General features: G+C 72.1%; 26 protein-coding genes and 1 pseudogene. 18 read left to right on the top strand and 9 right to left on the bottom strand.

Translation table 11 applies throughout. From position 1 onward, the window contains the following. Window positions 1-9 precede the first annotated feature (9 nt). Complete coding sequence (locus AB0G63_RS23330; RefSeq protein WP_360753404.1) at window positions 10-771, top strand: GntR family transcriptional regulator; 762 nt, start codon at window positions 10-12, stop codon at window positions 769-771. A gap of 51 nt (window positions 772-822) precedes the next feature. Here the strand turns inward: AB0G63_RS23330 and AB0G63_RS23325 are convergent, their stop codons facing one another. Both AB0G63_RS23325 and AB0G63_RS23320 read right to left on the bottom strand, forming a co-directional pair. Further along, the gene (locus tag AB0G63_RS23325; RefSeq protein ID WP_360753401.1) at window positions 823-1980 is read right to left on the bottom strand and encodes an ROK family transcriptional regulator; all 1158 of its coding nucleotides are present in this window, start codon (window positions 1978-1980) and stop codon (window positions 823-825) included. Between the two features lie 123 nt (window positions 1981-2103). Then, window positions 2104-2724 (bottom strand): response regulator transcription factor, encoded by a 621-nt coding sequence (locus AB0G63_RS23320; protein WP_360753459.1) that lies wholly within the window; start codon window positions 2722-2724, stop codon window positions 2104-2106. Between AB0G63_RS23320 and AB0G63_RS23315 the strand changes: the two are divergent. Beyond that, a pseudogene (locus AB0G63_RS23315) lies at window positions 2683-2847 on the top strand (ABC transporter permease); the annotation flags it as partial. The gene AB0G63_RS23320 and the pseudogene AB0G63_RS23315 sit on opposite strands and share 42 nt — an antisense overlap. A 109-nt stretch (window positions 2848-2956) precedes the next feature. Continuing rightward, window positions 2957-3400: a hypothetical protein gene (locus tag AB0G63_RS23310; protein WP_360753398.1), complete on the top strand. Its 444-nt coding sequence runs from the start codon at window positions 2957-2959 to the stop codon at window positions 3398-3400. A 7-nt stretch (window positions 3401-3407) separates the two neighbouring features. Here the strand turns inward: AB0G63_RS23310 and mug are convergent, their stop codons facing one another. From mug to AB0G63_RS23295, 3 genes are all read right to left on the bottom strand, one after another. Continuing rightward, complete coding sequence (gene mug, locus AB0G63_RS23305) at window positions 3408-3908, bottom strand: G/U mismatch-specific DNA glycosylase (protein ID WP_360753456.1); 501 nt, start codon at window positions 3906-3908, stop codon at window positions 3408-3410. A 44-nt stretch (window positions 3909-3952) separates the two neighbouring features. Next, the gene (gene purB / locus AB0G63_RS23300) at window positions 3953-5395 is read right to left on the bottom strand and encodes an adenylosuccinate lyase (protein WP_360753396.1); all 1443 of its coding nucleotides are present in this window, start codon (window positions 5393-5395) and stop codon (window positions 3953-3955) included. A gap of 128 nt (window positions 5396-5523) precedes the next feature. Next, complete coding sequence (locus tag AB0G63_RS23295; RefSeq protein ID WP_360753393.1) at window positions 5524-5736, bottom strand: hypothetical protein; 213 nt, start codon at window positions 5734-5736, stop codon at window positions 5524-5526. A gap of 213 nt (window positions 5737-5949) precedes the next feature. Between AB0G63_RS23295 and AB0G63_RS23290 the strand changes: the two genes are divergently transcribed. The 11 genes from AB0G63_RS23290 (at window position 5950) to AB0G63_RS23240 (ending at window position 13767) form a co-directional block, all read left to right on the top strand. Continuing rightward, window positions 5950-6342, top strand: a complete 393-nt coding sequence (locus AB0G63_RS23290; protein ID WP_360753390.1) for a hypothetical protein — start codon at window positions 5950-5952, stop codon at window positions 6340-6342. Window positions 6343-6359: 17 nt separating this feature from the next. After that, entirely contained in the window at window positions 6360-7022 is a 663-nt protein-coding gene (locus AB0G63_RS23285; protein ID WP_360753388.1) for a hypothetical protein, read from the top strand. Further along, entirely contained in the window at window positions 7019-7522 is a 504-nt protein-coding gene (locus AB0G63_RS23280) for a hypothetical protein (protein WP_360753387.1), read from the top strand. Before AB0G63_RS23285 ends, AB0G63_RS23280 begins: the two co-directional genes overlap by 4 nt. Beyond that, complete coding sequence (locus tag AB0G63_RS23275) at window positions 7519-7902, top strand: hypothetical protein (protein WP_360753384.1); 384 nt, start codon at window positions 7519-7521, stop codon at window positions 7900-7902. The genes AB0G63_RS23280 and AB0G63_RS23275 overlap by 4 nt, the downstream gene beginning before the upstream one ends. Continuing rightward, on the top strand, window positions 7899-8096 hold the full coding sequence (locus AB0G63_RS23270; protein ID WP_360753382.1) for a hypothetical protein: 198 nt from the start codon (window positions 7899-7901) through the stop codon (window positions 8094-8096). The genes AB0G63_RS23275 and AB0G63_RS23270 overlap by 4 nt, the downstream gene beginning before the upstream one ends. 168 nt (window positions 8097-8264) lie before the next feature. Further along, on the top strand, window positions 8265-8435 hold the full coding sequence (locus AB0G63_RS23265; protein ID WP_360753379.1) for a hypothetical protein: 171 nt from the start codon (window positions 8265-8267) through the stop codon (window positions 8433-8435). Between the two features lie 111 nt (window positions 8436-8546). Next, a complete protein-coding gene (locus AB0G63_RS23260) occupies window positions 8547-10085 on the top strand; it encodes a DUF2637 domain-containing protein (RefSeq protein WP_360753377.1) in 1539 nt (512 codons plus the stop codon). A gap of 19 nt (window positions 10086-10104) precedes the next feature. Beyond that, window positions 10105-10380, top strand: coding sequence for a hypothetical protein (locus AB0G63_RS23255; RefSeq protein WP_360753374.1), 276 nt, complete (start codon window positions 10105-10107; stop codon window positions 10378-10380). Between the two features lie 2 nt (window positions 10381-10382). Then, entirely contained in the window at window positions 10383-10970 is a 588-nt protein-coding gene (locus tag AB0G63_RS23250) for a hypothetical protein (RefSeq protein ID WP_360753371.1), read from the top strand. Then, window positions 10970-13069: an FtsK/SpoIIIE domain-containing protein gene (locus AB0G63_RS23245; protein WP_360753368.1), complete on the top strand. Its 2100-nt coding sequence runs from the start codon at window positions 10970-10972 to the stop codon at window positions 13067-13069. The genes AB0G63_RS23250 and AB0G63_RS23245 overlap by 1 nt, the downstream gene beginning before the upstream one ends. Window positions 13070-13257: 188 nt before the next feature. Then, on the top strand, window positions 13258-13767 hold the full coding sequence (locus tag AB0G63_RS23240; protein ID WP_360753365.1) for a hypothetical protein: 510 nt from the start codon (window positions 13258-13260) through the stop codon (window positions 13765-13767). Between the two features lie 111 nt (window positions 13768-13878). On the opposite strand, the gene AB0G63_RS23235 is transcribed toward AB0G63_RS23240, so the two are convergent. Further along, window positions 13879-14388, bottom strand: coding sequence for a hypothetical protein (locus AB0G63_RS23235; protein WP_360753363.1), 510 nt, complete (start codon window positions 14386-14388; stop codon window positions 13879-13881). A 138-nt stretch (window positions 14389-14526) separates the two neighbouring features. Then, window positions 14527-15225 carry a hypothetical protein gene (locus AB0G63_RS23230; RefSeq protein ID WP_360753360.1) on the bottom strand — a complete coding sequence of 233 codons (699 nt, stop codon included), beginning with the start codon at window positions 15223-15225 and terminating at the stop codon, window positions 14527-14529. A gap of 226 nt (window positions 15226-15451) precedes the next feature. Here AB0G63_RS23230 and AB0G63_RS23225 point away from each other — a divergent pair, with 226 nt between their 5' ends. Beyond that, window positions 15452-15847 carry a hypothetical protein gene (locus AB0G63_RS23225; RefSeq protein ID WP_360753357.1) on the top strand — a complete coding sequence of 132 codons (396 nt, stop codon included), beginning with the start codon at window positions 15452-15454 and terminating at the stop codon, window positions 15845-15847. Window positions 15848-16169: 322 nt separating this feature from the next. Next, window positions 16170-16694, top strand: coding sequence for a hypothetical protein (locus tag AB0G63_RS23220; RefSeq protein ID WP_360753354.1), 525 nt, complete (start codon window positions 16170-16172; stop codon window positions 16692-16694). A gap of 98 nt (window positions 16695-16792) precedes the next feature. On the opposite strand, the gene AB0G63_RS23215 is transcribed toward AB0G63_RS23220, so the two are convergent. Continuing rightward, window positions 16793-17098, bottom strand: a complete 306-nt coding sequence (locus AB0G63_RS23215; protein ID WP_360753352.1) for a 4a-hydroxytetrahydrobiopterin dehydratase — start codon at window positions 17096-17098, stop codon at window positions 16793-16795. Between the two features lie 16 nt (window positions 17099-17114). Next, complete coding sequence (locus AB0G63_RS23210) at window positions 17115-18380, bottom strand: Twin-arginine translocation pathway signal (protein WP_360753349.1); 1266 nt, start codon at window positions 18378-18380, stop codon at window positions 17115-17117. 127 nt (window positions 18381-18507) lie between these two features. Here AB0G63_RS23210 and AB0G63_RS23205 point away from each other — a divergent pair, with 127 nt between their 5' ends. Both AB0G63_RS23205 and AB0G63_RS23200 read left to right on the top strand, forming a co-directional pair. Continuing rightward, window positions 18508-18864, top strand: a complete 357-nt coding sequence (locus AB0G63_RS23205) for a DUF6415 family natural product biosynthesis protein (RefSeq protein WP_360753346.1) — start codon at window positions 18508-18510, stop codon at window positions 18862-18864. Continuing rightward, window positions 18861-19055 carry a hypothetical protein gene (locus AB0G63_RS23200; protein ID WP_360753343.1) on the top strand — a complete coding sequence of 65 codons (195 nt, stop codon included), beginning with the start codon at window positions 18861-18863 and terminating at the stop codon, window positions 19053-19055. The genes AB0G63_RS23205 and AB0G63_RS23200 overlap by 4 nt, the downstream gene beginning before the upstream one ends. Window positions 19056-19172 lie beyond the last annotated feature (117 nt).

Genomic DNA, 19172 nt, shown 5'->3' with positions numbered 1-19172 from the left:
GAGGACAGGGTGGGGACCACGCAGCTGGAAACGGTGCCGGAACCGAAGTACTGGCACCTCAAGACCGTGCTGACCGAGGCACTGGACTCCGAGTTCTCCGTGGGGGAGATCCTGCCCAACGAGCGCGATCTGGCCGCCCGCTTCGGCGTCGCCCGCGCCACGCTCCGCCAGGCCCTCGAGCAGCTCGAACTGGAAGGCCGGCTGCAGCGCCGCCGCGGCGTGGGGACGACCGTCGCGCCGCCGCGCGTGGGCGTGGCCGTCGGCACCGGGCAGCACGCCTGGCCCGGCGCCCCCGGCGACGTCTGGCAGGCCGTCGACTGCGTGCTGGCGGTCCCGCCCGCGGCCGTCGCCGTCGCGCTGGGCACCGCGTCCGACGAGCCCGTGCACACGCTGCGGCGTACGCGCGTCTCGCACGGGCAGTCCGTCGCGGCGGAGCTGCTCCACATCCCGGCCGCGTCGGTGCCCGACCTGTCCGCCATAGACACCCCGTCCGGGCCCGCCCGCGCGCGTGCCGTGCTGCGCGAACTGCACCGGCTGGAGCTGGAGGGCCGCGACAGCTCGGTGGAACTCGGCTCCGCCCGGGCGGAGGACGCCAAGGAACTGGACCGGCTGCCGGGGGCGCCCGTCCTCGTCGTCACCACCCGGTTCCTGTCCGGCGGCCGCAGCGCGGCGCTGTCCGTCGCCACCTACCGCGCGGACACCTGCCGGCTGACCTTCGGCGACTCCGGCGGTGTGGAGATCCACCAGAGCCCGGAGCGAGAGGCCTCCTGAAGACCCCTCAGCCGCGTCGCACCCCACAACCCGGGAGGGGCGCGACGCGGTTCAGCGCCGGGCGGTGACCGTGCCCTCCACCGCGAACAGCTGCTCCTCCACGTGGTCGAGGGCGAGCCGCAGCGCGCCCATCGCCACCGCCGCCTCGCCCAGCAGCGACAGGGTCACCTTCGGCGGGCGCAGGCAGTAACGCGCCAACTCGCCGCGCAGCGGCTCCAGTACACCGTCCAGGCCGGCCGCCCAGCCGCCGACGACGACGAGTTCCGGGTCGAGGGCCAGGACGAGCGCGGCCACGTCGTGCACGAGCCGCTGGATGAACCGGTCGACGGCCGCGCGGGCCCGCTGGTCACCCTCGCGGGCCCGTGCGAACACCCCGGCGACCGCCTGCTCGTCCAGCGGGTGCAGCGGCTCGTCCGTGGTGGACAGCAGCGTCTCCGGGGTCGCCTCCCGGCCGAGCAGGTGCAGCGCGCCGATCTCCCCGGCCGCGCCGCCGTACCCCCGGTGCAGCCGGCCGCCGATCAGCGAACCCGCCCCCGGGCTCAGTCCCGCCAGCACGAACACCACGTCGTCGGACTCGGTGGCGGCGCCCTTCCAGTGCTCGGCGACGGCCGCCGCGTTCGCGTCGTTCTCCACCAGCACCGGGCACTTGAAGGAACGGCTCAGCCGCTCGCCCAGCCGCAGCCCCGTCCACCCGGGCAGCGCCGTGCCCAGCCGTACGATCCCGCCGGCCTCGACGATGCCGGGCGTCGCGACCCCCACCGCCCGCAGCGAACCGCGCGGCACGCCGGCCCGGCGCAGCAGCTCGGCGACCGCCGTGCGCAGCCGCTCCAGGCGCTCGTCGGCCGGCGCGGTCTCCTCGACGTCCTTCGCCTGCGCCCCGATCACCCGGCCGTCCAGGTCGGCCAGCAGCGCGGCCACGCGGTGCGGACCGATCTCCAGCCCCAGCAGATGACCCGCCTCGGCCCGGAACCGGTACCTCCGGGCGGGCCGCCCCTGACGCCGGGCCGCGCCCTCGTCGGCGGCCTTCTCGACGACGTACCCCGCCTCGACGAGCCCCTCGACGACGCCCTCGACGGTGGGCCGGGACAGTCCGGTCACCCGGGTGATCTCCGTCAGCGTCGCGCAGTCCGCGGCACGCAGCGCGTGCAGCACCACCGCGGAGTTGATCCTCCGCAGCAGCGAGGGATCCCCGCCGGTCAGCTGCCCCAACGTCCGTCCTCCCAGCTCGTGCGCGTGTTGGGCGGATGGTACTCGGCACGCCGGGTCCCGGCGAGGCGCGCCCCCGCAGGCGACCGGGCGATCCGGGCGCCGGGCCCGCCCGCACCGGCCGGATCAGCCCGGCGCCACGAACCCCGACTCGTACGCGACGATGACGGCCTGCGTGCGGTCCCGCGCCCCCAGCTTCGCCAGCACGGCGCTCACATGCGACTTCACCGTCTCGGTCCCGACCACCAGCCGGGCGGCGATCTCCGCGTTCGACAGGCCACGGGTCATCAGCCGCAGCACCTCGGCCTCCCGCTCGGTCAGCCCGGCCCGGTCCAGCACGGCACGGGCCGCCCGGTTGCCGCCCGGGTCGCCGTGGTCCGCGGCCAGCCGCCGCACCGACGCCGGGAACAGCAGCGACTCGCCCTCGGCTACCAGCCGCACCGCGTGCACGATCTCGGCCGGCCGGGCCCGCTTCAGCAGGAACCCGTCGGCGCCGGCTCGCAGCGCCTCGTAGACGTACTCGTCGTTCTCGAACGTCGTCACCACCAGGATCTTCGGCGGCGCGTCGACGGTCCGCAGCACCGCGCGCGTGGCCTCGATGCCGTCCAGGAGCGGCATCCGCACGTCCATGGCGACCACGTCCGGGCGCAGTCGCCGCACCAGCGGGATCACCGCCGCCCCGTCGGCGGCCTCCGGCGGTACGTCTCCGGCACGGTGGCGGACCTCCTGCCGGACAAGGCGGGCCAGGTGGTGCTGCACGAGACGTGGGACGGGGCGCTGGGGCCGTGGAGCGGACTGGCGGTGACCGCGCTGTGGGCGTCGGCCGCGCTGCTGGCCGGAGCGGGGCGGCTGAACCGCCGGGACGCCTGACCCCGGGCCGTGCTCGACGGTGGCCGCCTGTGACGGTGGCCGCCGCGTGTGAGGGGGGCCGCGGGTGACGCCCCGCCAATTGTCAGTGGCGGGGGGTTTACTGGACGCCATGGACATCGCGCGGTGCCTCGCCACGATCGACGTGCTGTGCGTCCGGGACTTCCCCGCGGCGCACGGCAGGACCGACGTGGGCAGCGGGGGACCCGGCTACCTCATGGCCGAGTTACTGACCAGCGACGACTTCTGGGAGGACGACGGGACGCGGTGGGAGGAGACGCGGACCCAGTACGAAGCCGACAGGGACGGTCTGACCGAGCGGCTGACCGAGCGCTGGGGACCGCCGCACGCCGTCAGCCTGGCGAGCATCTTCCTGCGGTCCCAGGACGGGCAGGACCCGGCCGAACCCTGGGCCACCCTGAGCGCCCACGTGCCGGACGTACACCTGTGGAAGATACCCGGCACCGGCCGATGGCTCGCCCTCGGCGTGTCCCAGTGGGACAAGGAGCTGCCGTTCCAGCTGCTCGCGGTCGTCACGCCGGCCGACCCGCCGTGACGACCGGTCAGGAGCCTTCCGCCGCCACCCGCAGCCGTGCGAACTCCTGCGCCATCGTCTGCGCCGTCCAGTGCGCGTTCAGCCCGCTCGGATTCGGCAGCACCCACACCCGAGACTCGCCGATCACCCGCTCCTGCGGGCCCACTCGGGCCTTGCGGTCGTCGAACGCCGCCCGGTACGCGGTGACGCCGACCACCGCCAGCCACTGGGGCTTGTGACGGGCCACCTTCAGCGCCAGCCGCCGCCCGCCCTCGCGGTACTCCTCCGCGTCCAGCTCGTCGGCCCGCGCGGTCGCCCGCGCCACCACGTTCGTGATGCCGAACCCGTACGACAGCAACTCCCGCTGCTCCGACGGCTTCAGCTGCCGGGGTGTGAAACCCGACAGGTGCAGCACCGGCCAGAACCGGTTGCCGGGGCGGGCGAAGTGATGTCCCGTGGCCGCCGACATCAGACCGGGGTTGATGCCGCAGAACAGCACCTTGAGGCCGTCCGCGACCACGTCCGGTATGACGCGGTCGCGGGCGGCCTCGAGCTGTGCCGGGGTGAACCGGGTCAGAGGATCGCTCCCGGCGTGTAGCCCGCGGCCTGCGGACGCTGCTTGACGATCTCCTCGACGCGGCCGACGACCGCGGCGACCTGGCCGGCGGCGGCGCCGGTGAAGGACAGCTTGTCGGCCATCAGCGCGTCGAGCTGTTCACGGTCCAGCGGGATGCGCTCGTCGGCGGCGAGCTTGTCGAGCAGTTCGTTGCGCTCGGCGCCCTGCTCCCGCATCGCCAGCGCGGAGGCGACGGCGTTCTCCTTGATGGCCTCGTGCGCGACCTCCCGGCCGACGCCCGCGCGCACCGCGCCCATCAGCACCTTGGTGGTGGCGAGGAACGGCAGGTAGCGGTCCAGCTCACGGGCGACGACGGCGGGGAAGGCGCCGAACTCGTCGAGCACCGTCAGGAACGTCTCCAGCAGTCCGTCGAGGGCGAAGAACGCGTCCGGCAGCGCGACCCGGCGCACCACCGAGCAGGACACGTCGCCCTCGTTCCACTGGTCGCCGGCCAGCTCGCCGGTCATGGAGGCGTAGCCGCGCAGGATCACCATCAGGCCGTTCACGCGCTCGCAGGAGCGGGTGTTCATCTTGTGCGGCATCGCCGAGGAGCCGACCTGGCCCGGCTTGAAGCCCTCGGTCACCAGCTCGTGCCCGGCCATCAGCCGGATCGTCTTCGCCAGCGACGAGGGGGCGGCGGCCAGCTGCACCAGCGCGGTGACGACCTCGTAGTCCAGCGAGCGCGGGTAGACCTGGCCGACCGAGGTGAAGGCCTGCGAGAAGCCCAGGTGACCGGCGATCCGCTGCTCCAGCTCGGCGAGCTTCGCGACGTCCCCGCCCAGCAGGTCCAGCATGTCCTGCGCGGTGCCGACCGGGCCCTTGATGCCGCGCAGCGGGTACCGGGCCAGCAGCTCCTCCACCCGGCCGTACGCCACGAGCAGCTCGTCGGCGGCGGTCGCGAAACGCTTGCCGAGGGTGGTGGCCTGCGCGGCGACGTTGTGCGAGCGCCCGGCCATGACCAGCTCGCCGTACTCGCCGGCCAGCTTGCCCAGGCGGGCGAGGACGGCCACCGTGCGGTCGCGCATCAGCTCCAGGGACAGCCGGATCTGGAGCTGCTCGACGTTCTCGGTGAGGTCGCGGGAGGTCATGCCCTTGTGCACGTGCTCGTGCCCGGCGAGGTCGTTGAACTCCTCGATGCGCGCCTTCACGTCGTGCCGCGTGACCTTCTCGCGCTCGGCGATGGAGGCCAGGTCGACGGTGTCCAGGACGCGCTCGTAGTCGGCGATCGCCGCGTCCGGCACCTCGATCCCGAGGTCCTTCTGGGCCCGCAGCACGGCGAGCCAGAGCTGCCGCTCCAGCTTCACCTTCTGCTCGGGGGACCAGAGCGTGGCGAGCTCGGCGGAGGCGTAGCGTCCGGCGAGGACGTTGGGGATGCGGGGCTTGGCGGGAGCGGAAGTCACGTGTCCAGAGTTTACCCGGCGTCCAGAGCGTCCCCGGACCGTCCATACAGTCCAGAGAGCGCAGGTCGGACCGCGTCCTACCTGCGCTTCTCGGTGGGTCTGTGAGACGAGTGTGAGACGGCCGCCCGTTAGGACTCGGCGACCGTCTCCGACTCGCCGGCCAGCACGATGCGCCGGACCTGTTGGCGCGTGTAGCCGGTCGCCTCGCAGATGTCCTTCTGTGCGACTCCGTCAACGTCCGCCTGCCGGATGGCGACGGCCAGCTCCTGCCGGAGGATCTCGGCCCGCTGCTCGGCGTCCCTGAATCGCTGCGCCATCTGCGCCAGTGATCGCTTATCCATGACACATAGTGTTCCATCCGTAATCATGGAACCTGATGTTACGCAGATTGGTTGCGTTGTCCAGCGTCAGAGTGCTTGACGATGGAACACCATGTTCCCTAGAGTGGAGTTGTTGGCAGGGAGACCCGCCGACAACGCAAGCGGCCCCCGCCGGTGTTGGAGCACCGAACGAGGGCCTGACGGAATCCACCCGACTACACCGGGAGACCCGCTGTGACGCATCCTTCCATCCGTCGCGAGCGTCGCGCCACACGCCGCGTACTTCGCGCCACCCTCCGCCAGCGCTCGGCCGCGACCCGCCTCGTCGCCTCGGTCCGCCGCCGCCCCCGCTCCCTCGCCACCGTGGCCATCGCCGCCGGCGTCGACCGCGAGGCCGCGGCCGGCGTCGCCAACGGCCTCCGCTCCGTCGCGAAGCGCCTCGACGTCCAGCCCGCCGAGACCGCCCGCACCCGCCGCACGGTGGCCGGCGGCCGCGCCCACCAGACCCGCACGGTCGCGCACTACACCCGCGCGCAGGTCGCCCGCCTCGTCGCCGCCTACCGGCCCCGCAAGCCGGAGTACCGCGCCGCCGTCGCCCTGATCGCCGCGTTCGCCACCGCCGCCTGAGCCGAGGGACAGACACCATGACCAACCGCACCCACGCCCGCGTCCCGGCCCTCGACCTCACCCCGGCCGGCCACCTGCCCCACCTCGTCGACTCCGCCCGCGAGCACACCGAGCCGGAAGTCGACTTCGCCCAGCTCGTCGCCGCCCTGCCCGCCGTCGTCGACCGGGCCATGCGGAAGACCCTCCCCGCCCAGTACACGCCGCAGGTCGCCGCGCAGATCGCCGCCGGAATGATCAGCCGACTCGCCGCCCCCGACGAGCCGCTCACCCCCGAGCAGTCCACCCTCGTCCTCGACGACGGGCTCGGCGCCCGCACCACGGCCCCCGTCGAGACCGAACTGCGGGACATCGACAGCGACCGCGACCCGGACCTCGTCCACACGCCGTTCCTCGCCGCTCAGGTCGTCGTCAGCGAGTACCGCCCGCAGGCCTACGGCCGGACCACCCGCGTGTGGCTGAGCCACGGCAAGCACACGGGCGAACTGTCCCCGGCCGAGGCCCGCCAGGCGCTGGAAGCCCTGCGCGCCTTCCTGCCCCGCCTGGAGGCCGTCGTCGCGCTCGCCGAGCAGGAAGCGGCCGGCGACTTCGACGGCGACCCGGAGATCGCGCGTCTCGACCGTGAGGCCGAGGACCGCCGTATCCGCGCCATCACCGAGGGCCGTGCCGGAGGTGCCCGGTGACCATCCGCCGCCCTGCGGCCGAGCAGGCCCCCACCACGGTGGGGGCCCTGCCCGGGCCCTCCGACCTCGACGTCGCGATCAGCGTTGCCCGCCAGCTCCTTGACAGCGACCAGGTCTTGTCCCTGCGCGAGGCGCTGCGCCTGCTGCTGCGCGCCCTGGACGCCGAGCCGCGCACGGTCCGCGAGGACGCCCGCCCGCCCGCCTGCCGATGCTCGGCCGCGCATCCCGACGACCCGACGCCGTGCGGCGGCCCGGTCGCCGTCACCATCCTCGACGCCCACAACGGCGGCGCGGACGGCTGCGAGCACCACGGCGCCCGCCTGCTGGCCTCCCTCGACGGCGGCCGCGTCTACCCGCTGCCCGACGCCCCCGGCGAGGCCGCGATCCGCGTCTTCAAGGCCGCCGCCAGCATCCGCCCGTTCCCGTGGATCAACGCCCCCCGCACCCGCCCCGAGCAGCTCGCCCACGACGAGAACCGCCACGGGGGTGAGGGCCAGTGAGCACCGCGCCCCGCACCGTCACCCTGCCGACCGCCGACCACGGCCCGGTCACCCTGCCCGAACCGTCCTGGTGCGCCGGCCACACCCACCACGACCCCGACACCCTGCGCGCCGACCTGATCCACGCCGGGCACAGCATCGAGTGCGCCCACCTCGGCCGCACCCTGCTCGTCGCCCAGCTCGTCCAGTCGCCGCACGCCACCACCAGCGCCCCGCGCCTCGGCGGGCCGACGCCGGGCGTCTCCGTGTGGCCGCTCGGCCTGACCCTCGACCCCGTCAGCCTGTACGGCCTGGCGGCCGGCCTCGACGCGTTCGCCGACCGGCTGCGCGGCCTGGCCGACGACCTGGCCGCAGTCCTCGCCGGGGGTGAGGGCCGGTGACCGCCCGCGCCTACATCCCGCGCCCGACCGAGCACGCCGCCATCCGTGCGGCATCCCGGTCGGCCCGGCGCCTCCCGCCCGTTCCCGCGCTGATGGCCGCGCTGATCGTCGCGAACGACCGCCGCGACCGTGAGGGCGTGTGCCTGGCCGCACACCGGGTTGTTCACGCGAGCGGCGAGGGGGTGCCGCAGTGACCGACGAGGAGCGCGCGGAGCTGTCCCGGAAGGTCGCCGAAGCGAACCGGCGCAGCGAGACCCGGCCACGCTGACCGGCTGCCCGATCCGCCCGTCCCCGGACGGGCGGTGAGGGGAACCGCGCCAGCGACTTCCACCACCCGACCACCGAACCGAGAGGAACCCGTCATGGGCTTCATCGCCGACAAGACCGCCGAACTCCGCGCCGCCGTCCAGGCCGGCGACAGCACCCGCGCCGCCCAGGTCATCACCGAGACCGTCCTGGAGTCCGGCCAGAGCTTCGAGGCCACCGTCGCCGAGATGACCGACACCGACCGCCAGCAGCAGCGCTCGGCCTGACGCCTGCCTCTCCCGCCCGCTCCGGACGCGCCGGACGCCGTTCCGGACGGGCGGGAGTGCGGGGCGCCGCCAGCCCGCTTCCACACCCCGACTTCCATCTGGAGTCCACCGATGAACCTCGCCACCCTGCCCCGTGCTGCGGCCCCGGCCGCGCCCGTTCCAGGAGCGCCGACCGCCGTTTCGGACACGGCGGTGGACGTTCCGGACGCGCCCGACTCCGCTCCGGCCACGGACGACCCGGCACCGTCCGAGAACGCCAAGCGCTCCGACCGCGCCCTGGCCGCCGTCGCCTACGTCGGCGGTGCGATCCTCGCCGGCATCGGCTTCACCGGGTCCTACAAGACCCTGCGAGACCTCGCCTTCGACCGCGGGTTCGGGGACTTCTCCTACGCCTTCCCGATCGGTCTGGACGCCGGAATCGTCGTCCTGTACGCCCTGGACCTCGTCATGGTCCGCCGTAACACTCCGTGGCCGATGCTGCGGACGGTGGCGCACCTGCTGACCGTGGCCACGATCGTGTTCAACGCGGCGGCTGCGCCTGGTCCGATGACCGCGGATCCGGTCGGGACCGGTATGCACGCCGTCATTCCGCTGATGTTCGTCGCCACCGTGGAGGCCGCCCGCCGCCTCGTTGTCAGGGCGTCTGACATCGAGGCGGGGCGTGACAGTCAGGGCATCCCCGCGGCCCGCTGGGCGCTGGCTCCCGCCGCCACAGCGGCCCTGTGGCGGCGCATGAAGCTGTGGGACAGGTCTTCCTACCAGGAGACCGTGCAGATCGAGCAGGAGCGGACCGTGTACGCGGCGATGCTCCAGCGCAAGTACGGGCGCGGCTGGCGCCGGCGGGCCCAAGCGGACGAGCTGCTGCCCCTGACAATGGCCCGCTACGGCCTGACAGTCGACGAAGCGCTCGCCCTGCCCCGCCAGGCGAAGGAAGCCGAGCAGCTGCGCGCCGAGGAGAACGAGCGCCTGCAGCTTGAGGCCGAGGCGCGCGCCGAGCAGCGCGCCGCGGAGCGCCACAAGGCCAGCATCCGCACGAAGAGTGACATCCGTGCGGCTGAGATCGCGGCGCAGGCCGAGGAGAACGCCGCCGTGGCGCACGCTCAGGCGACCGTCACGGAGGCGCAGGCCGCCGCTGAGGCGCAGGCGCGGATCGCTCAGGAAGCCGCTCAGGCGATCGAGTCGGCGGACGCCGCCGAAGCCCGCCGCCGCGCTGCCGAAGCCGAGGAGGCTGCCGCCGAAGCGCGGGCCCGCGCCGCCGAAACGGAGCAGCGCGCCGCCGAAGTCGAGCGCGCCGCCGCCGCAGCGCGAGCCCACACTGCCGAGATCAACCGCCGCTTCGCCGCCGCCGAGGCGGAGCAGGCCCAGGCCGAAGCCGACGCCGCCGAAGCGAAGAAGCGTGCTGCCGAAGCGCGGGCCGCCGCCGCCGAAATCGAGCTGCGCGCGGTCGAGGCCGAGGACGCCGCCCGCCTCTCGCCGAAGGAGCGCACCGTCCGCAAGGTCGCCCGCCTCGCCCTTACCCGGCACGCCGGGCAGGTCGACCAGCTCCCGCTCGAAGCCATCGCCGAAACGTTCGCGGTCTCCCTGTCGACCGCCTCCGAGTACCGCAAGGAAGCTGGCGCGCTCATCGCCGGCGGCTACCGCATCCACTGACCAGAGAGAGGGGGCCGCCGTGTACGGCGCCCGCCGCACCACCCTGATTGACCGGATCGCCAGGCTCACCGAGGGCATAGCCCGCACCGGTCGCCTGTTCGCCCGGCTCGCCGCCGCCCGGACCGACTGGTCCCCGACCGGCCTGTACGCCGCCGCCGCCACGGCCCGGTTCATGGCCGCCCACGAACTCATCGACCGGGCCGAGGCCCAGGTCGACGACGACCCCGACACGGACCTGGTCCAGGTCCGCACCCCGCTGTGGTTCGGCTCCACCACCCTCCACGAGGAGAACTAACGATGACGACTCCCGCCAACGGCCAGACGCCCTACAACTGGGCCGACGACAAGGGCTTCACCCCGGGCGGCCCCCGCCAGAGCCAGCAGCAGGCCGGGCCGCGCGTGCAGAAGCAGCGCAACATCAACGTCAACTTCGGCGGCAACGACGGCGGTGGCCGCGGTAGCGGCGGCGACAGCGCTGGTCAGGCCGCTGCCGCCGGGCCCAGCAACCACAAGGGCGACGGGATGGTCAGCGCCATCGAGCGGATCGAGTTCCGCGGGGCGAAGGACATCATGGACTGCGCCAAGGCCGTCAACCGCCTCGGCCGGGAACTGCACTTCATCCTCGCCATGCGCGCCGAGGAGATCCAAGCCGTCCTCTCCACGCACAAAGGCACCTGGTACACCTTCGGCGCCCAGTCCCGCATCCGGGCCCGCCTGGTCGCCATGCACCTGAAGGTCAGCGCCGAGGCCGCAAAGGCACTCGGAGTCGGCGCGCTGAAGATGGCGCACGCCTTCGACCGGCACTTCGTCAAGCCCGAGCAGGAAGCCAAGCGGAAGAAGAACGGCCAGAAGGGCCGCCGCGAGTTCAACATGGGGGACGTGTGATGAGCCGCGCGACGACGACCACCAGCGGCAACAAGCAGCAGGTCAACACCACCACGGACATCGTTCCCGTCGCCGTCGGCAAGGGCGGCCTGGCCGGGCAGGTCGTCAGCCACCTGGTGGGGAAGGCCGTTCCGTATGCCGCCCCGTGGGCCGGCGCCTACACCCTGCCGCCGCTCGCCGGGTTCGCCACGAACGCGATGTGGGGAGACACCGCCCTCCATGCCGGGCTGGCATCCGCCGGCCTCGGTGTGAGCGGGGCCGCCCTCGCTGCGGTGACCTGGCAGGTAGCGGGCGGCAGCAACAAGTTCCGCCGCTTCCGCCGCGCGCAGGCCACCGCGTCCGTCGCGGCCGGCATGGGCTGGCTGACCTGCGCCACCGCCGCCGGACCGTTCGGCCGCCCGATGCTCGACCTGTGGCTGCTGGGCGGCGGGGTGTTCGCCGCCTCCTGGAACATCCGGCAGGTCATGCGCAACGCCCACGACGAGACCGAGCAGGTCGAGGCGAAGGGCGGCCTTGCCAAGCTTGCCGAGGCCATCGGCCTGGAGAAGCTCAAGGTCAAGGCCGCGAAGGGCAACGACAAGGGCATGGTCCGGGCGTCCATCGAGACGACCGGTGGGCAGACCATCGACGAGGTGCAGGCCGCGCTGCCGAAGCTGGCCGCGGGCATGCACGTCCCGCCGTCCGGGGTCACCGTGACCAAGGACCCGGACAACGCCGCGCAGGGCGTCCTGAACATCCGCGTCGCTGACCTGCTCAAGGACGGTGTGGCGTTCATCCCGCCCATCCGTCTGGGCATGCTGCCGAACGAGCCGATCCCGCTGGGCCTGTACGCGGACGGCGAGGACTTCATCATCAACCCGTTCGACGCGGACATCCTCCAGCACCTGCTGGTCATGGGCGTGACCGGCGCCGGAAAGTCCGAGTTCGCCCGCGGCCTGCTCGCCCACTTCATGACCCGCCGCAAGGTGTCCGTGATGCTCATCGACTGCTCCAAGGGTCGGCAGTCCGTCGGCCACATCAAGCACGGCCTGGACGTGTTCATCAGCGACATGCGGGAGGCGAAGGGGCTGCTCAAGGCGCTGCCCGCCGCCATCAAGGCCCGCGGTGACGTCCTCGCCGACGAGGGCTTGGACCAGTGGACGCCGAAGTCCAGCCTGAACGCGGTCGTGGTGTGGGCCGAAGAGGCCGCCGACCTGGCCGACTTCGACGAGCTGGACAACATCGCCCGGGCCGCCCGGTCGGTGGGGATCTGGCTGGTCATCAGCCTCCAGCGTGCGACCTGGACGAACGTGTCCACCGACGTGCGCGCCAACCTCCAGGCCTCCGCCTGCTTCGGTGTCGACGAGGCCTCGGACGCCGGGTTCTGCCTGCCGGACAGCGTCACCGACGCCGGCGCCGTCCCGGCCTGGGGATCCAGCCGCCCGGGCTACGCCTTCGCCACCGGCATGGGCATTGACCAGGACCGATGGACGATGGAGTGGCGGTCCGGCCTCACCGACCGCCGGGAGCTGGCCGACCTGGTCACCGCCGGTACGTCGTACCGGGACCCGCTGGACGACACCACCGCCAACGCGCTGGGCCTGGTGTACGCCAACCGCAAGCACCGCGGCACGAACCGTGTGAACACCGACGTCAGCGAGCTCCCGCCGATCGCCCAGCCCCGCCGGGAACTGCCCGAGGCGGGCCCCGTCGCCGAACTCACCGCAGAGCAGGAAGAGGTCATGGCCGTGGAGATCGAGGACGCGTACAGCGAGGTCATGGGGATGATCCCGGACGACCCGGAGCCTGACGCCCCCTACGCCCACCTCGGTCTGGACGACGCCATGCCCGAGGACGCGGACGTCGAGATGGAGTTCGCGCAGCGGGAGAAGCTGCCCACCGATCAGGCCCGCCGCCTGCTCGACGAGCAGCTGCACCGGTGGGCGGAGGGCAACCAGCTCACGTTCTCCCCCGGGGACCTGGCGCCGGTCTTCGTTGCGGCCGGCCGCACCCGCCAGTGGGCGCAGGGCGAACTGCCCCGGCTGGTCGACGAGGGCGTCCTCCGCAAGGACGGGCACGGCCAGTACACCATCGTCCGCTCGCCGCTGGTGCCCGCATAGCAGTGACCCTCTGTGACGGTCTGACTGTCACGGCCCGGCCTGACTCCTGACTGTCAGGCCGGGCGGGGGCCTAAAGGAAAGACACCTGACTTCGGCCTGACAACGGGTCTGACACCCGCTCTGACTGTCAGACCCACCCCCTCCTGACAATCACGCAACGTAGCGAAATCCGCGAGGAGTGACCCACTGTGAATCCCCTGCCCGACCCGCAGCAGCCCACCGACGAGACGGCCGGGCAGACCGCAGGCGGAAGCCTGACCGACGCCGTTATCGAGGCCGCCGTCCGCGACACGATCCGACAGACCAACTTCCGCGACGACACCCCCGTGCCCGCCATCGGCCCGACCCCGCCCGTCCCGCAGGAAGGCCGACCGCCGATGAGCCAGCGCGCCACCGACGCCAGCGTGCTGATGCTGTCCGCCGGCGCCGCTTCCGTCCCCATCGGCGGCATGACGTCCCTCGTCGTCTACACCCTCGGCCACGCCGACCCGACCGCGCTCGCCATCGCCGCGGCCGCGCCCGCCGGCATCGCCGTCCCGATCCTCGCCCTCGCCCGCCTCGCCAGCCGTGCCCGGCAGGTGGTGGAAGCGGCACCGCCTGTCCACCACCACCACTACAACGGCAGCGTCGACCAGCGGACCGTCAACGCCACGGCCAAGGGCCTGGTCGTCAGGAACAACGGCGAGATCAACGACTGACCGGGAACTGGCCGCTCTGCCCCAACGGCTGACGGAATACCGAAGCCCCCGCACGGTCCCTGTGGCCGGCGGGGGCTTCGGCGTGTGTGGTCGCGTAGGTAGCCGCTGGCGTCAGAAAGAGATGTTGTCGGTGCTGCGGATGGCCAGAAGCCGCCCGGCCGTGGCTTCACGTTCGGCGGAGTCCAGGGACGACCACCAGGCGCGCGCCGCATTGAGAACATCTACTGCGAACTCATCGACCATGAGGATGAGCGCACGGCCGATTTGGTTACAGTGCAGGCGGAGGTTGAACTGCCCCGGCACACAGAAATGGAAGCGGTCGAGAGCATCGCTGGCTGGCTGCCTTGCGGTGTCCGTGGAGCCCTCGTGTAGGAGCACGCAGCGAAGGGCGTAGCAGTCGGTGCCGGAGAGAAAGACGCGTTCCTGCGCTCCCACGCCGATCTGGAACGTGTACTTGGGCTTGACGTGCTGGTCGAACCACGCCGCATACCGTCGGCCGGACCGCTCGGCTGGCATTACGATCTTGGCGCAGATGTCCGGCAGCGTCAGCGCCATGACCAGCACGGCATGCCAGTTCCTCTCTCGGATCGCCTGCTCAAGGCCGTCGAAGAAGCCTTCCAATTCAGTTCCCCTCCATCAATGCAGAGGCCCAAGAGCCTCCGCTCCTCGATGACAGGCCGCTTCCACGCGGCCGTCCGCTGAGCCCGCCCCGGCCCGACTACCGCGAACTTCTCCGCCAGGGCCGCTCGCCGCCGCCCGTCAGGCGCCTGTGTGCCGGGTCAGGCAGGTGAAGTACACAGTCCCCGCCCACTCGGAATCTTCCGCGAAGCTCAGCACAGCAGCCCGCGCCGGCACCTCACACGACGGCGCCTCCGTGGAGAACGAGCCCCCGCCCTGCGGGTCGTACGGCAGCAGGTCCGTGCACTGGTACGCGGGCGCGTTCGCAAGGAGGATCGCCTCCTTGACGCTGCCGCTGGCCGAGTTCGTGTAGACGAGGCAGTACGACGTGCCCGGGTCGCCTCCGGTTACCGGGGCTTGGATGACCCGCACTTGTTCGAGCTGCGGCTGCGCGGCCACCGCCAACGACTCGCTCGGCGAGGGGCTCGTCGACGGGGTGAGGGACGGCACCTCAGCAGCCGGACTGCCCGAGGTCGGCGAGGGCGCCACAGCCGTTTCAGGCACAGGCGCCCCAGCCGGGCGCCGGGCGGCCGCGGGGGACCCGCCGCCTGCCAGAAGGCGCAGCACCCCCACCACGGCCAGGCCGCTGACCAGCGCGACCACCACGGCGATCCCGGACAGCATGAGCCAGGCTGGGCGCTGTACGGGAGCAGCTGCGGGCGGGCGGATGATCGGGATGTTCTCGAGCGTGTCGCCGTTGTGGAATCGGATCAGGTCTTCCTCATCAGGGCGCGGCGGACGCCGCGGTGTGTCAGTCAAGGTCCCCCCAGTGACGTGCATGGGAGGGGCAGTGTTGCGCGGTACGGCTCCGGCTGCGGCGAAGTGATCGAACTGGTACCAAACGGGTGTGAGCTATGCCTTGCCCCCCGCGGCACCGAAAAGCAGCTCGGGTCCGATGAAATCGCTCTACACCAGGCTCGGCCACCCATCGCCACAGAGACATCACCACCGCCCCCACAAGGTTTCACCCCTACCGCGCCGACTGCCCAACCAGCACACTGGCCCGATGCCACACAACCTCTCCAAGGGCACCCCTACAGGTCAGCCGGAGCCGCAGGCCTTCAAGGGCTACGTCGCGACCGTGACTCTCTACGCAGACCGGGCCGAGATCAAGCGAAAGTTCATGGGCAAGATGACGGGTGCCCGGGACTCTGTGATTCCCCTCCGTGACGTCATCAAGGTGCTGTCCAAGGAGCCCACGCGGTTGATGAACGGCTACGTGCAGCTCGCCACGGAGCAGGACCGCGGGCGCCTCGTCGTCGCCACCGCCGAGGCCGAGAAAGCGATCGCGAACAACTCCCGCACGGTCATGTTCACGTGGAACCAGCGCGAGACCTACGCCGCCTACCTGGCCGCAGTCACCGCCGGAATCCATGCGCAGGGCGGTACCCCCTTCGGATAGGGGAAAGCCCCACCTGTGGGGGGCGACGTCTCCGAATTACCCGTGAGGGCGTCAGGAAGAGGAGCCCTCACCCGTCGCCCGGTTGAGGCAGGGACACCCCTGCCGGGCGGCGAGAGCCGTGCCAAGCACGTGCCATCCGCACGAGAAACCCGCAGGCCACGCCTCACACGCTGCATCACCTATGCGGTTACAGCGCAAGGGCGTTGCATGCTCAGGGTCACAACACGGATACACAGGGCTCACGGCGACCGCGCGCGACGCATGATGCCTTCCTGCACACCACGTCCTTGGGGGGACCATGTCTGACCTCACGCCACCGCCCATGCCTGACCACCTCCCGCCCGCACCGCCGGCACCGAAGAAGTCCCGCACGAACCTCGTCATCATCGCCTCGGCCGCCGCCGTCATCGCGGCCATCATCGGCACCGGAATCGTGGTCGTGCAGTCCAAAGACGACGGCAGCAAGCCGACCGCTGTCGCGAAGTCGAGCGCACCCGCAGTCGAGGCGGCGTCGGAACCGACACCGTCACCGTCGTACGACGAGGTGACCCCGGACAGTTTCACGATCGAGCTGAAGACGAAGTCACGGCACTGCTTCGGTTCGGCGGGCTGCAACCTGACGCTTGAGCCGCACCTGACGTACCTCGGCGACAGCGCCAGCATCGATCCCAGCGCGGTGTACGAGATCACCTACGAGATCCATGGTGACGAGTCCGGCCCGGTCATCGAGACGGCGGAGCTGTCGGATCAGACGAGCCTGAACTACACGCCCACGTTGCTCCAGACGGCATCGGCGGGGACGAAGGTCTCGGCGGAGATCACGGACGTGGCAGTGCAGGGCGATTGAGGTGCTGTAAGCCCACTGCCAGACCACCCCCGTAGCGTGGGGAGTTCGGCCCTCTGCACGGTCACCACGACCGGGCAGGGGGCCGTTCGCATGCCCTGTCAGTCGTCCAGCGGCTCAGCCGCATGCGCGGCCGCGATGGCGTCGATCCGCCGCGCCAGGTCGAAGTCAGCTTCCGTCAGCTTGTGACCGGCGTCGTGCGTCGTGATCGCGAACCGCACCTTCCCCCACCGCAGATCGATGTCCGCGTGATGGCCGATCAGCCGCTCGACGTCCGCAACGTGCACGATCATCGCCACCCCGCCGTGATACCGGATGCCGTAGCTGCGGCTGATCTCGTCGCCCTCACGCTTCCACCCGGGCACCGCCTCCAGCGCAGCCTGGATCTCGTCCTCGGTCAGCGGCACCGGTACCTCTGCCACGTCAGCTCCCCTCGGTCACGGGCGCCAGAACCTCGGCAAGGTCCCGGCCAACCGGAGCATCCTGCCACGGCCGCATAGCCCGCTGAAGGGTCACCAACTCCCTCCGCATACGCGCTGAGCGGGTCTCTACGGCGATATCAGCGACCGTGCGGGCAATCTCCAACGCCTGCTCCGGTTCGCCCGCTCCTGCCGCCGCTGTGGCGTGCCGCGCCAGGTACACGCCGCGGTCCCGGCGCGCGGTCTGCGGCACCACATCGAGGACCTGCGACCACAGCGCCACAGCTTCCGCGCCGAGACCGAGCCGCCCGTAGCAGGTGGCCCGCTGCACCTCCAGATAGCCGGGCGTCCGACGGCACGCGTTGCCCCACGGCAGGTCATCGTCCACACGCCCGAGCAGCCCGCCGGCCTCGTCGAGGAGCCGGTCCACCGACGTACGGTCCCGGGTCAGGCTCGCACCGTGCGCCTGCTGCTGCATCGCCATCACCCGAACCTTCGGCGCCAGCCGGTCCGAGTCCTCAAGGGCCGCCCCGCACAGGTCGATGACCGCGGGCCCGTCGCCGAGATCCGTCCGCACCTGCGCCTGGTTCACCAGCGAGTAGCCGATCAGGTGCGGGTCCCGCGACCGCATCGCTATCTCCTGCGTGACGCCACGCCAGAAGTGCGCGCCGTCCAGGTCGCCGGCGTCCTGGTACAGCCAGCCGACGAGCGCCGCGTAGGCCGCCCCGACCCGCAGCAGGCCGCGCCTCGTCTCGCCCTTCGCCGAGCGGACCAGCTTGTCGATGAGCTGGTACTGAGCCGACACCGTGCCGATCAGGTCGTGCGGGCCGAGGAACATGTCCGCCCGGTAATGACCCTCCAGCTGCTGCTGGAAGTAGTCGATGAGGGCAGGGTCGACGTGCTGCGGCGCCACGGGGCCGGCGACGAGCGCGGCGGCGGTGACGGACACGAACGCACGGCGCTTCACATCGGCCTCCTCGTGGTGCTCGGGGCGGATCCAGCCGGGCGGGGTGGTGAATCCGAGGTCTTCGGGCCAGCGGCCGAGCGCGTCGTGCAGGACGATCGCGGTCTCTTCCGACGGCCAGCCCGGCCGCTCGCCTTCCCAGCGGCGCCAGGTGCGGGCGGACACGGTGAACTGGCGGTCGTCGAGGAGCTGCTGGCCGTGCTCGGTCAGCTTGGCCGCGGCCTGCTCGGCGGTGCGCCAGCCGACCCGCAGGCGCGCGGCTCTCAAGGCGTCGTTGCGGCCCATGCGTCCAGTCTGGAGTGTCATCGCGCCCGTCCCCGGCCATGGCCGCAACGTGGCCACCGATGGCCACGCCACGGCCTAGTTGCGTCCGACCTTGCACACTCATCATCGCGGTGTGACTACGGGACGTGCACGTACAGCGACAGAAGACGTGACAGCGGAGCGGGAGCAGCGGCCGCCAGACGTGGACGTGATGCGCTCCGTGGTGCGCCGTCTGCTCGCCGAGAACGCCGACCCGCTGGCCGCCGGCGAGCTGGAGACGGTGACGCTGCAGCTGCGCGGGCACATCAACCTGATGATCCCCGAGGTGCAGGCCATCACGGATCGCCTGCCGAAGGAGCACATCCCGCGGTATTGCGCGCTCGCCTGTCTCGGCGAGGCCCGCCGCAAGGTGCGGCTGCCGGTCCCGGAGGCGCCGCATGCCAGCGCGGCGCACGCCCGCCGTCTGGCCCGCGTGGTCGCCGCGCTGTGCGACCACTTCGAGGCGCTCGGCGGTGAGGGCCAGTGACCGCCCTGGTGCGCGTGTGCCGCGCCTGCGACGAGCCGGTCGAGGATCCGGACGACGCCGTCTATGTCGGCCACACGATGGCCAACTCGGGCCCGGGGTGGCCCATCTGGGCGCACCGCGCGCACGTGGGGCTGCTCAGGCCGGGCGCGGGCGCCGTGCGCGTCCTGGCCCGCGTCCCCGGCCGCCTCTGACAGACTCCCGCCCGTCCCCGTACCCCCGTGAGTTCTTGGGGGCGGGCGGGGCACAGCGCGGCCCCGGTCGGATCCTCTGTCCCGACCGGGGCCGCTCCATGCGAGGGAAGCGGGCTG

The sequence above is a fragment of the Streptomyces sp. NPDC020996 genome (assembly GCF_040641355.1).
Taxonomy (GTDB): Bacteria; Actinomycetota; Actinomycetes; order Streptomycetales; family Streptomycetaceae; genus Streptomyces.
Note: the sequence above shows the minus strand (reverse complement) of the source record. Positions and strands in the feature narration are given on the sequence as shown.